Origin of the sequence: Micromonospora parathelypteridis, from assembly GCF_014201145.1 — a bacterium.
In the GTDB taxonomy this organism is placed as follows: domain Bacteria; phylum Actinomycetota; class Actinomycetes; order Mycobacteriales; family Micromonosporaceae; genus Micromonospora; species Micromonospora parathelypteridis.
Window position 1 is genome coordinate 89,629 of record NZ_JACHDP010000001.1, and the last position, 12,323, is coordinate 101,951.

The window sequence follows — 12,323 nt, forward strand, 5'->3', positions numbered from 1 at the left end:
TGCCGCCGTTCGTGGTGCCGCCGATGCGGCGCCGCGGGCCGGAGAGCGCTCTCGTAGGAGTGTTGCGGCGAGATTGCGGCGGCGTCAAGACATCGATCTATAACTTCGTTATTTATCCCGAGGATTCTTTTTGTGTAATTCGCCGTCGGCGGTGCCGTCGTTCCCGCTCAGCGGCGGACGCCACCCTCGGTGAGGAAGCGGGCGATCGGCAGCGTGGCGGCGCCGAGCGCCACCGCGTCCACGCCGAGTCGACACAGCTCGATCGACGCCTGCTCGTACGGCTGGCGCAGCGCCTGCCGTCCGGCGGCCTCCCGGACGGCAGGCAGCAGGTCGCCCAGCGCCATCGCCGCCCAGCCACCGAGCACCACCCGCTCCGGGTTGAACAGGTTGATCAGGTTGGCCACCCCGGCGCCGAGGTAGCCGGCGGTGTCGTCCAGCACCCGCCGGGCGGTGGCAGAGGTCTCGGCGGCGGTGACCAGCGCGGCGATCTGGGACTCCTCGTCCTCGCCCGGGACCGGTCGACCCCGGCGCGCCTCCCGGTACCGGTCGATGATCGCCTCCGCGCCCACGTACGCCTCCAGGCAGCCGCGCGCGCCGCACCGGCAGGCCCGCCCGCCGTACACGAGGGTGGTGTGTCCCCACTCCCCCGCGCTGCTGGACGCGCCCCGGTAGGTCGCGCCGTTGGTGACCACCGACGCGCCCACGCCGGAGCCGACCAGCGCGAAGACGGCGTGCCGGGCGCCGCGGCCGGCGCCGAACCACATCTCGGCCTGGCCGAGGGTCTTCGCGCCGTTGTCGATGTGCAGCGGCAGATCGGTGCCGGCGCCGATCAGGCGCTCCAGCGGCACCCGGTCCCAGCCGAGGGCCTGGGCGTGCACGACGGCCTCGGTGCCCTGCTCGACCACCCCCGAGACGCCGATGCCGACGCCGAGCACGTCACCGGGGGCCACCCCGGCCTGACCCGTGACCGCGTCGATTCCGGCCAGCACGTGCCCGGCCACCAGGTGCGGCTCGGTACGGGCCGGGTCGAGCGGGTACTCGATGCTGGCCAGCAGGGTCATCGCGAAGTCGAACAACTCCACCCGGACCCGGGTCTCGCCGACGTCCACGCCGACCACGAAGGCGAAGCGGGGCGCGATCCGCAACAGCATGCTGGGCCGGCCACCGTCGGACTCGGCAGCCCCGGCCTCGGCGACCAGCCCTTCGTCGATCAGGTCGGCCACCACGTTGCTGACCGCCGGCTGACTCAGCCCGGTGCTGCGCACCAGGTCCTGCCGAGTGAGCGGGCCGTCGAGGAAGAGCTTGGTCAGCAGTGCGGACCGGTTACGCAACCGCACGCTGCGGTTGGTGGCACGCGCCAGCTCCACTCGTCACCTCGTTCCCGTCGGCCGTTCGAGGCGACTGTAACCGCCTCGTGCTTGACGACCCACCGACCAGCCACTTTAATGACGACATAATTTAAGCCGTGATGTAACTCCCGGGAAACGCCGACGGACCCCGACGGCGCACCCCCGAACCCTGTCCGCAGCCGGCCGCCCGTCGTCCCCGACCCCTATCGGCGACGGAGGTCGGCGGACCCCCACCACGCACCGGAAGGGCTGACCGTGTCGAGACGACACCTCGGGATATTCACCGCCGCCGTACTGGCCGCCGCCTCACTGACGGCCTGTGGCGGCTCCGGCGACGACTCCGCCGACGCACCCAAGACGCTCACCTACTGGGCCAGCAACCAGGGCGCCAGCCTGGAGGCCGACAAGACGATCCTCCAGCCGGAGCTGGACAAGTTCGAGAAGCAGACCGGGATCAAGGTCACCGTCGAGGTGGTCCCCTGGTCGGACCTGCTCAACCGCCTGCTCGCCGCCGCCACCTCCGGCAAGGGCCCGGACGTGGTCAACATCGGCAACACCTGGTCGGCGTCCCTGCAGGCCACCGGCGCCCTTGTCGAGTTCGACGACGCCGCGCTGCAGGCCGTCGGCGGCAAGGACCGGATCGTGCCCGCCGCGCTCGCCGCCGCCGGCGCCCCCGGCAAGCCGCCGGCCGCCGTGCCGCTCTACAGCATGGCGTACAGCCTGTACTACAACAAGAAGTCGTTCGCCGACGCCGGCATCACCGCGCCGCCGACCACCTGGGAGCAGCTCGCCGAGTACGGCAAGAAGCTCAGCACCGGCGGCAAGTGGGGCCTGGCGATCGAGGGGGCCAACCCGTCGGAGAACGCCCACCACGCCTTCACCTTCAGCCAGCAGTACGGCGGTGAGTGGTTCGACTCGGCCGGCAAGCCGACCTTCGACACCCCGCAGAACGTCTCGGCGATCAAGCGCTACATCGACTTCATGGCCGCCGACAAGATCACCAACCCGAGCAACGCCGAGTACGCGCAGAACCAGTCGGTCTCCGACTTCGCCAACGGCAAGGCCGCCATGCTGCTGTGGCAGTCCGCCGGGTCGAACCTGAAGACGCAGAACATGCCCGCCGACGCGTACGGGGTTGCCCCGGTGCCGTTCCTGGCCAGCCCGCCGGCCGGCGGCAAGAAGGTCAACAGCATGGTCGCCGGCATCAACATGGCGGTCTTCAAGCACACCAAGAACAAGGACGGCGCGCTGAGCTTCGTGAAGTTCATGACCAGCGACGAGGAGCAGACGATCCTCAACAAGACGTACGGCTCGCTGCCAGCGGTGAAGACCGCGGGCTCCGACCCGGCGTTCAGCGCCACCGAGCAGAAGAACATCCAGGAGACCCTGGTCAACACCGCGGCCCCGCTGCCGCAGGTGCCCGAGGAGAGCACCTTCGAGACCCTGGTCGGCACCGCGATGAAGGAGCTGTTCGCGGACGCGGCCAGCGGCAAGCCGGTCACCGAGGCGTCGGTGAAGGCGAAGCTGACCGACGCGCAGCAGAAGATGCGCTGACCCAGGCGTCACCGGTGGCCGTGGTCGGGCGCTGAGCCCGGGCACGGCCACCGACTCCGAGAGGACCCCGATGGCAACCAGCACTACCGCGCCGGACGCCGACCGACGCGAACCCCGGTCCGGGTCACCGGCCCGGAGGCCGGCCCGCCGGCCCCGCGGCCCCCGCCGCTCGCTCCTGCCGTATCTGCTGCTCGCGCCGGCCGTCGTGCTGGAACTCGCCATCCACGTGATCCCGATGGTGGTCGGGGTCTGGATGAGCCTGCTGGAGCTGACCCAGTTCCACATCCGCGACTGGTCCACCGCGCCCTTCGTCGGGTGGGAGAACTACCGGGCGACGCTCGACCTGAACAGCGCCGCCGGCAAGGAACTGCTGCACTCGTTCTGGGTCACGCTGGTCTACAGCGTGCTCTCGGTCGGGTTCGCCTGGCTGCTCGGCATCTCGGCGGCAGTCGTCCTGCAACGGCCGTTCCGCGGGCGGGCGATCCTGCGGGCGCTGTTCCTCACCCCCTACGCGCTGCCGGTCTACGCCGCGGTGATCACCTGGAGCTTCCTGCTGCAACGTGACACCGGCCTGGTCAACCACGTCCTCGTCGACCAGCTCGGGCTGCTCAACGAGCGGCCGTTCTGGCTGATCGGCGACAACAGCTTCTGGTCGCTGCTGGTGGTGTCGGTGTGGCGCAACTGGCCGTTCGCGTTCCTCTGCCTGATGGCCGGCCTGCAGAACGTGCCCGGCGAGATGTACGAGGCCGCCGCGATCGACGGCGCCGGGTTCTGGCGCCGGCTGCGCTCGGTGACCCTGCCGATGCTGCGGCCGGTGAACCTGGTGCTGCTGCTGGTGCTGTTCCTGTGGACCTTCAACGACTTCAACACCCCGTTCGTGCTCTTCGGCGGCTCCGCGCCGGAGCAGGCCGACCTCATCTCCATCCACATCTACCGCAGCTCCTTCAAGACCTGGGACTTCGGCTCCGGCTCGGCGATGTCGGTGGCGCTGCTGCTGTTCCTGCTGATCGTCTCGGCCGCGTACCTGCTGATCACCAACCGACGGAGGGACGACCATGCGTGAGACCGCCGGTGAGCGCTGGGGCCGGCGCATCGTGCTGACCCTGCTCGCCCTCTTCGTCCTCATCCCGCTCTACGTGATGGTCACCTCCGCGGCGAAGCCGTTGCAGGACGTGCAGAACGGTTTCACCTGGTGGCCCAGCCGGCCCACCCTGCAGCCGTTCGTGGACATGTGGAGCACCGTGCCGCTGGCCCGGTACCTGGTGAACAGCCTGGTGGTGTCGAGCATCGCGGCGGTCTGCTCGGTGGCGGTGGCCATCTTCGCCGCCTTCGCGGTCAGCCGGTACCGGTTCCGCGGCCGGGGTGTCTTCTCGGTGACGGTGCTGTCCACCCAGATGTTCCCCGGCATCCTGTTCCTGCTGCCGCTGTTCCTCATCTACGTCAACCTCGGCAACGCCACCGGCATCGAGCTGTACGCCAGCCGTACCGGCCTGGTGATCACGTACCTGACCTTCTCGCTGCCGTTCTCGATCTGGATGCTGGTCGGCTACTTCGACTCGATCCCCCGTGGACTGGACGAGGCGGCGCAGGTCGACGGGGCCGGGCCGCTGCGCATCCTGTTCCGGGTCATCCTGCCGGCCGCCGTGCCCGGCGTCGTCGCGGTCACCGTGTACGCGTTCATGACCGCCTGGGGCGAGGTGCTCTTCGCCTCGGTGATGACCGACGAGGGCAGCCGCACCCTGGCCGTCGGCCTGCAGGGCTACTCCACCCAGTTCAACGTCTACTGGAACCAGATCATGGCCGCCTCGCTGGTGGTCAGCATCCCGGTCGTCATCGGGTTCCTGGCCCTGCAGCGCTACTTCGTCGCCGGCCTCACCGCCGGCGCGGTCAAGTGAGTCATCCAACCCCAGAGGAGAACCTTCCCGTGCCCGACCTGTCCAAGCTGCCACCGGACTTCCTCTGGGGTGTCGCCACGGCGGCGTACCAGATCGAGGGGGCCGTCGACGTCGACGGCCGGGCGCCGTCCATCTGGGACACCTTCTCGGCGACCCCCGGCAACGTCGACAACGGCGACACCGGCGCGGTGGCATGCGATCACTACCACCGGTGGCCGGAGGACCTGGCGCTGCTGCGCCGGCTCGGCGTGGACGCGTACCGCTTCTCGGTGGCCTGGCCCCGGGTGATGCCCGACGGCGTCGGGCGGGTCAACCCCGCCGGGCTGGACTTCTACGACCGGCTCGTGGACACCCTGCTCGCCGACGGGATCCGGCCGTTCGTCACGCTCTACCACTGGGATCTGCCGCAGGCCCTGCAGGACCGGGGCGGCTGGCCGGAGCGTGCCACCGCCGAGGCGTTCGCCGACTACGCGGGGGTTGTCGCCGCCCGCCTCGGCGACCGGGTGGCCGACTGGAGCACCGTCAACGAACCACTCTGCGTGTCCTGGATCGGGCACCTGGAGGGCAAGATGGCCCCCGGCGACCGGGATCTGACCCGCGCGGTGCACACCTCGCACCACGTGCTGCTCGGGCACGGTCTGGCCACCCAGGCGGTCCGGGCCAACGCGGCCCGGCCGGCGTCGATCGGGCTGGTGCTCAACCTCAGCCCGATCGAGGCGGCGACCGACCGGCCGGAGGATGTCGCGGCTGCCCGACGGGCGGACGGGCACGTCAACCGGTGGTGGCTGGACCCGATCCACGGGCGCGGCTACCCCGCCGACATGATCGCCACCTACGGGGTCGAGCCGCCGGTACGCGGCGACGACCTGACGGTGATCGCCACGCCCACCGACTACCTCGGGGTGAACTACTACTTCCGGCAACTGGTGGTGGACGACCCGACCGGCGCGGCGCCGTACGCCCGGCAGGTGCCGGTGCCCGGATCGGTGGAGACCGCGATGGGTTGGGAGAACTACCCGCCCGGGCTGGAGCGGCTGCTGGTCGACGTGCACGAGGAGTACCGGCCGGGCCGGATCATCGTCACCGAGAGCGGCTCGGCGTGGCAGGACGAGGTCACCGCGGACGGCACGGTGGAGGACAAGGAGCGCACCGACCATCTGGAGCAGCACCTGGCCGCCTGCGCGTCGGCGGTGGCCCGGGGGGTGCCGCTGGACGGCTACTTCGTCTGGTCGCTGCTGGACAACTTCGAGTGGGCGTACGGCTACGACAAGCGCTTCGGGCTGGTGCACGTCGACTACGCCACCCAGCGCCGGACGGTGAAGGCGAGCGGTCTGCGTTACGCCGAGCTGATCCGCGCCCATCAGCGTCTCGCCGGGGCGACCGGCTCCGCCACGCAGGTGGCCTGAACGGGGGCGGTGAGGCCGGCCGCCCGGGGTGTTGCGTAGGCGACCCCCGGGCGGCCGTTCTCTTCTACGGAACGCCCAGTTGCCGCCGCCCTGAGCGGTTAGCCTTCCCCAATGGCCGAAGCCCCCGACGAGGTCGCCGATCGCGGCACCGGCTCACGCCTGTCCAGCACCGACCGGATGACCGCGTTCAGCGACGGCGTGTTCGCCATCGTGATCACCCTGCTGGTGCTCGACCTGCGGGTGCCGGAGTTCCACGAGGGCGAGCTGCTGGCGGGGCTGCGCGGCGAAGGCGCCTCCTACCTGGCGTTCGTCGTGTCGTTCGTCTACATCGGGGTGCTCTGGCTCAACCACCACGCGCTGCTCAGGCTGATCCGCGCGACGACCCTCACCCTGAGCTGGATCAACCTCGCGGTCCTCTTCGGCGCGGTGATCATTCCGTTCCCCACCGCGGTGCTGGCGTCCGCGCTCACCCACGGGGACACCGCCGACCAGCGCGCGGGCGTCGCCCTGTACGCGTTGGCGGCCGCGCTGATGTCGGCACCGTGGCTGGTGTTCTTCGGCTACCTGCACCGCCACCCCGAGCTGCTTGATCGTGGGGTCAGCCCTCAGCATGTCCGGACGCAACGGCTGCGACCGGTCACCGGCCTGGTCCTGTACGGGTTGAGCGGCCTGCTCGGCTGGTTCGTCAACCCGGTGCTGGGCCTGATCGGCATCATCGTCATGATCGCCTATCACGCGGTGACCAGCGAGGGGTTGCGGCGGCGGGGCGCGCGGCGCTGACCGTTTTCGCCCCTGTATGTACCGGTAAAGCTAGTCTGGGCCGGTGCAGGGTGGACCAGAGAACGCGACGACGACCGACGAGCGGCACTCGTCCCAGGTGGTGTTCGAGGTCAACGGCGCGGCGCGCGAGGTACGGCTGGACAACCGCACCACCCTGCTCGACACGCTGCGCGAGCACCTCGGCCTGACCGGGGCGAAGAAGGGCTGCGACCACGGCCAGTGCGGCTCCTGCACGGTGCTGCTGGACGGCCGCCGCGTGAAGAGCTGCCTGGTGTTCGCGGTCACGCTGGATGGCCGCTCGGTGGTGACCGTCGAAGGGCTGGCCGGGCCGGACGAGCTGTCCCCGTTGCAGGCCGCGTTCATCGCGCACGACGCGTTCCAGTGCGGCTACTGCACCCCCGGGCAACTCTGCTCCGCCCGCGGCATGCTCGACGAGGTCGCCCGGGGCTGGCCGAGCGCGGTCACCGGCGACCTGAGCGGGCCGGCCGAGCTGACCGACGCGGAGATCCGCGAGCGGATGGCCGGCAACCTGTGCCGCTGTGCCGCGTACCCGCACATCGTGGCGGCCGTGCGCGAGACGGCGACGCGATGAGGGAGTTCCGCTACCACCGGCCGGTCGATGTGGCCGACGCGGTCGCCGTGCTCAGCGCGGAACCGCAGGCGGCCTACCTGGGCGGCGGGACCAACCTGGTGGACCTGATGAAGCTCGGGGTGCAGCGCCCCGACGTGCTCGTGGACGTGACCGGGCTTCCGCTGGACACCGTCGAGGAGTTGCCCGACGGCGGGCTGCGGATCGGCGCGACCGTCCGCAACAGCGATCTCGCCGCCCACCCGGTGGTCCGCCGGGACTACCCGGTGCTGGCCCGCGCCCTGCTCGCCGCCGCCTCCGGGCAGCTACGCAACATGGCCACCACCGGCGGCAACCTGCTGCAGCGCACCCGCTGCGTCTACTTCCAGGACACCGGCAAGGCGTGCAACAAGCGTGCGCCGGGCAGCGGTTGCGCGGCGTTGCACGGCCAGAACCGCGACCTGGCGGTGCTCGACTGGTCCGAGCAGTGCGTGGCGACGCACCCGTCCGACCTGGCCGTCGCGCTGACCGCACTCGACACGGTGGTGGAGGTGCACGAGACCGACGGCACCCGCGACATCCCGATCACCGCCCTGTACCGCTCCCCCGGTGCGCACCCCGAGCGGGAAACCACTCTGGCCCGGGGTGCGCTGATCACCGCCGTCCGGTTGCCGCCGCTGCCGGCCGCGCGCCGCTCGACGTATCTCAAGGTGCGTGACCGGGCCTCGTTCGCCTTCGCCGTCGGTTCGGTGGCCGCGGTGCTGGACCTCGACGGGGACGTGGTCCGCGACGTACGGCTGGCCTATGGGGCGGTGGCACACCGGCCGTGGCGGGCCCACCGGGCCGAGGCCGAGCTGCGGGGTCGGACGTTCAGCCCGGAGCTGGCGGGACGGGCCGCCGACGCCGAGCTGGCCGAGGCGCGCCCGTTACGACACAACGGGTTCAAGGTGCCACTCACCCGGGCCATCACCGTGCGGGCGCTCAGCGAGCTGGCCGAGGGAGCGCCGTGAGCCCCGGCGCGGTCGGCCGGGCGTACCCCCGGCTTGAGGGCAAGGAGAAGGTCACCGGCACAGCCCGGTACGCGGTGGAGTACCCGGTGGACGAGGTGACCTACGGCTGGGCGGTGCCGTCGGCGGTGGTGCGGGGCCGCATCACCCGGATCGACACGGCGGAGGCGCTCGCGTCGCCCGGTGTGCTGGCCGTCCTGCACCACGGCAACGCGCCCCGCCTCGCGCCCGGCCCGCAGCCGGAGGTGTGGCTGTTGCAGGAGCCCGCGGTGCACTACCGGGGCGAGTTCATCGCGGTGGTGGTGGCCACCAGCCTGGAGGCGGCCCGCGAGGGCGCCCGGCTGGTCCGGATCGACTACGACGCCGGAGCGCACAGCACGGTGCTCGCCGCCGACCACCCCGGCCTGTACCGGCCGGACAAGGTCAACCCCAGCTATCCGACCGACACCGCCGAGGGCGATTTCGACGCCGGGTACGCGGCCGCCCCGGTGCGGGTGGACGTCACGTATCGAACGCCGGCCTACCACAACAACCCGATGGAGCCGCACGCCACGACGGCGCAGTGGCGCGACGGGCGGCTACTGGTGCACGACTCCACCCAGGGCGCCTCGCTGGTGCGGGCCACGCTGGCCGACATGTTCGAAATGCCACCGGAGTCGATCCGGGTCGTCGCCGAGCACGTCGGTGGTGGCTTCGGCAGCAAGGGGTACGCCAAGGCCTCGGTGGTGCTGGCCGCCCTCGCGGCCCGCCACGTGGACCGGCCGGTGAGGCTGGCGCTGACCCGTCAGCAACTGTTCGGGCCCATCGGCTACCGCACCCCGATCATCCAGCGGGTCCGGCTCGCCGCCGACGCCGACGGGCGACTCACCGCGATCTGCCACGACGCGATCAGCCAGACCTCGACCGTCCGGGAATTCGCCGAGCAGACCGCCGTCTACACCCGCAGCATGTACGCCGCACCGCACCGACGCACCACGCACCGACTGGTCCGTCTCGACGTCCCCACACCGTTCTGGATGCGCGCTCCCGGCGAGTGCCCCGGCGCGTACGCGCTGGAGTCGGCGATGGACGAGCTGGCCATCGCCGCCGGCATCGACCCGGTGGAGTTGCGGATCCGCAACGACGCACAGGTCGACCCCGACCAGGGGCGGCCGTTCACCAGCCGCAACCTGGTGGCCTGCCTGCGCGAGGGTGCTCAGCGCTTCGGCTGGGCGGACCGGGACCCGACGCCCCGCGCCCGACGCGACGGGCGCTGGCTGATCGGCACCGGGGTGGCCGGGTCGAGCTACCCGGCCCGGAACAGGCCGTCGTCGGCCACGGCCACCGCCCGGCCCGACGGCAGCTTCCTGGTGCGGATCAACGCCACCGACATCGGCACCGGCGCCCGAACGGCGGTCTGGCAGGTGGCCGCCGACGCGCTCGGGGTGCCGCCGGAGCGGGTGGAGATCCGCATCGGTGACAGCGACCTGCCGACCGCGGCGGTGGCCGGAGGCTCGATGGGCACGGCCAGTTGGAGCTGGGCGGTGATCCGGGCCGGGCAGGCGCTGCGCGAGAAGCTTCGGAACCTTCCCGGAGACACCCCGGCCGACGAGGTGACCGCCGAGGTGAGCACCGACGACGAGGTGGGCGGGCAGCCCACCCTGCCCCGGTACGCATACGGGGCGCAGTTCGCCGAGGTGCGGGTGGACGCGGACACCGGTGAGGTGCGGCTGAACCGGATGCTCGGGGTGTTCGCGGCCGGGCGGATCGTCAACCCGACGACGGCGCGCAGCCAACTCCTCGGCGGCATGACGATGGGGCTGTCGATGGCGCTGCACGAGGAGGGCCTGCTCGACGAGCGGTACGGCGACTGGGTCAACCACGACCTGGCCACCTATCACATCACCGCATGCCCGGATGTGGAGTCCATCGAGGCGTACTGGTTGGACGAACAGGACGACGAGTTGAACCCCGCCGGGGTGAAGGGCATCGGCGAGATCGGCATCGTCGGCGCCGCGGCGGCCGTCGCCAACGCGGTGCACCACGCCACCGGCGTGCGAATTCGGGACCTGCCGATCCGGTTGGACAAGCTCGTCGGGGTATCAGCACTCGCTTAAATAAGCAGTTGGTGATATAAAGGCGTCGTGCACGCCTTCGACGTGCTGGGCGATCCGGTCCGGCGCCGCATCCTGGAACTGCTCGCCAGCGGCGAGCAGACCGCCGGCGCGGTCAGCGCGGTCATCCGCGACGAGTTCGGCATCTCCCAGCCAGCCGTGTCCCAGCACCTCAAGGTGTTGCGGGACAACGGCTTCGCCACCGTGCGACCGGAGGGCACCCGGCGGCTCTATGCGGTCGACCCACGCCCACTGCGCGAGGTCGACGGCTGGCTGGAGCACTTCCGCCGATTCTGGACCCCACCCCTGGCGGCACTCGCCACCGAGCTGGCCCGGGGCCGACGCGAGCGTCGGCTGGGCGGGCCCGCCGACCCACCCGACGAGAGGAACACCTGATGATCGACGCGATCGAGCAGATCAACGCCGTCCAGCGGCGGGTCGGCAGCCGCACCCTGGAGGCCGGCGAGGCCCGCGTGAGCACGCTCAGCCAGACCTACCAGGCGACGCTCGATGATCTGTGGGACGCCTGCACCAACGCCGAACGCATCCCGCGCTGGTTCATGCCGATCACCGGTGACCTGCGGCTGCACGGCAAGTACCAGCTCCAGGGCAATGCCGGCGGCACCATCGAAACCTGCGACCCACCGCACAGCTTCACCGCCACCTGGGAGTACGGCGACGAGGTGAGCTGGATCGAGGTGCGGCTCACCCCGGTCGACGCCGAGCGGACCCGCTTCGAGTTGGACCACATCGCGCACGTCGACCAGGACCGGTGGGCACAGTTCGGGCCGGGTGCCGTCGGTGTCGGCTGGGACCTGGGGCTGCTCGGTCTCGCCTCCCACCTGGCCGCCGACGGCAGCGGCGTCAGCCCGGAGCAGAGCGCCGAGTGGAGCGCGTCCGACGAGGGGCGACGGACCATGGAGCTGAGCAGTCACCTGTGGGGCGAGGCGAGCATCGCCGCCGGCACCGACGCCGACGAGGCGAAGGCCGCCGCCGCACGCACCACCGCCTTCTACACCGGAGCCCCGGAGGCCTGAGCAAAGAGCGGCGGCGCGGCGGCAGGAGCAGCGGCGGCGGGGGTAGCGTGCTGCGGCATGACAGGCTCGCCGTACTCGCACTGCTCCTTCTGTGGCGCCGCCTACCCGGAGGCCGCCGGGTGGCCGCGGGTCTGCGCGCTCTGCGGCGAGACCGTCTGGCGCAACCCCCTGCCCGTCGCGGTCGCGGTGCTGCCGGTCCGCACCGCCGAGGGCCTGGGCGTGGTGGTGGTCCGCCGGGACATCGAGCCGGCCCGCGGCCTGCTCGCGCTGCCCGGCGGCTTCATCGAGTACGGCGAGGAGTGGTCCGACGCCCTCGTCCGTGAACTGCGGGAGGAGACCGGGCTGATCGCGGCGGCCGAGGACGCCCAGCTCTTCGCGGTGCACGGCGCTCCCGCCGGCGGCACGATGATGATCTTCGGGGTGCTGCCCGAACGAGCTGCCGAGGACCTGCCCCCGTCCGCGCCGACCGAAGAGGCCAGCGAGTGGCTGGTGCTCACCGATCCGGTCGAGCTGGCGTTCTCCACCCACACTCGGGTCCTGGCCGACTTCCTGACCCCCAGCCACCTCGCCTGACCCCACGCCGCCCCGAACACGCCGCCCCCAACGCCCCCGACGGTGCAAGATCGTGCTCGAT

12 protein-coding genes are annotated in these 12,323 nt (G+C 71.4%); 11 read left to right on the top strand and 1 reads right to left on the bottom strand.

Annotated features, from left to right (window positions below; all coding sequences use genetic code 11):
* Nucleotides 1-167 precede the first annotated feature (167 nt).
* Nucleotides 168-1,367 (bottom strand): ROK family transcriptional regulator, encoded by a 1,200-nt coding sequence (locus HNR20_RS00405; RefSeq protein WP_184175310.1) that lies wholly within the window; start codon nucleotides 1,365-1,367, stop codon nucleotides 168-170.
* Between the two features lie 237 nt (nucleotides 1,368-1,604).
* Between HNR20_RS00405 and HNR20_RS00410 the strand changes: the two genes are divergently transcribed.
* The 11 genes from HNR20_RS00410 (at nucleotide 1,605) to HNR20_RS00460 (ending at nucleotide 12,262) form a co-directional block, all read left to right on the top strand.
* Nucleotides 1,605-2,903, top strand: coding sequence for an ABC transporter substrate-binding protein (locus tag HNR20_RS00410; protein WP_184175312.1), 1,299 nt, complete (start codon nucleotides 1,605-1,607; stop codon nucleotides 2,901-2,903).
* A 70-nt stretch (nucleotides 2,904-2,973) separates the two neighbouring features.
* Entirely contained in the window at nucleotides 2,974-3,966 is a 993-nt protein-coding gene (locus HNR20_RS00415; RefSeq protein ID WP_184175314.1) for a carbohydrate ABC transporter permease, read from the top strand.
* Nucleotides 3,959-4,798: a carbohydrate ABC transporter permease gene (locus tag HNR20_RS00420; protein ID WP_184175316.1), complete on the top strand. Its 840-nt coding sequence runs from the start codon at nucleotides 3,959-3,961 to the stop codon at nucleotides 4,796-4,798. Before HNR20_RS00415 ends, HNR20_RS00420 begins: the two co-directional genes overlap by 8 nt.
* Before the next feature lie 29 nt (nucleotides 4,799-4,827).
* Nucleotides 4,828-6,204, top strand: a complete 1,377-nt coding sequence (locus HNR20_RS00425) for a GH1 family beta-glucosidase (protein ID WP_184175319.1) — start codon at nucleotides 4,828-4,830, stop codon at nucleotides 6,202-6,204.
* Nucleotides 6,205-6,315: 111 nt separating this feature from the next.
* Nucleotides 6,316-6,984 carry a TMEM175 family protein gene (locus tag HNR20_RS00430; RefSeq protein ID WP_184175321.1) on the top strand — a complete coding sequence of 223 codons (669 nt, stop codon included), beginning with the start codon at nucleotides 6,316-6,318 and terminating at the stop codon, nucleotides 6,982-6,984.
* Nucleotides 6,985-7,081: 97 nt separating this feature from the next.
* Nucleotides 7,082-7,576, top strand: coding sequence for a 2Fe-2S iron-sulfur cluster-binding protein (locus HNR20_RS00435; protein ID WP_229687437.1), 495 nt, complete (start codon nucleotides 7,082-7,084; stop codon nucleotides 7,574-7,576).
* On the top strand, nucleotides 7,573-8,562 hold the full coding sequence (locus HNR20_RS00440) for an FAD binding domain-containing protein (protein WP_184175325.1): 990 nt from the start codon (nucleotides 7,573-7,575) through the stop codon (nucleotides 8,560-8,562). Before HNR20_RS00435 ends, HNR20_RS00440 begins: the two co-directional genes overlap by 4 nt.
* Entirely contained in the window at nucleotides 8,559-10,655 is a 2,097-nt protein-coding gene (locus HNR20_RS00445) for a xanthine dehydrogenase family protein molybdopterin-binding subunit (protein ID WP_184175327.1), read from the top strand. The genes HNR20_RS00440 and HNR20_RS00445 overlap by 4 nt, the downstream gene beginning before the upstream one ends.
* Nucleotides 10,656-10,682: 27 nt before the next feature.
* Complete coding sequence (locus tag HNR20_RS00450) at nucleotides 10,683-11,048, top strand: ArsR/SmtB family transcription factor (protein WP_184175329.1); 366 nt, start codon at nucleotides 10,683-10,685, stop codon at nucleotides 11,046-11,048.
* A complete protein-coding gene (locus HNR20_RS00455) occupies nucleotides 11,048-11,689 on the top strand; it encodes an SRPBCC family protein (protein WP_184175331.1) in 642 nt (213 codons plus the stop codon). Before HNR20_RS00450 ends, HNR20_RS00455 begins: the two co-directional genes overlap by 1 nt.
* A 57-nt stretch (nucleotides 11,690-11,746) precedes the next feature.
* On the top strand, nucleotides 11,747-12,262 hold the full coding sequence (locus HNR20_RS00460; protein ID WP_184175333.1) for an NUDIX domain-containing protein: 516 nt from the start codon (nucleotides 11,747-11,749) through the stop codon (nucleotides 12,260-12,262).
* Nucleotides 12,263-12,323 lie beyond the last annotated feature (61 nt).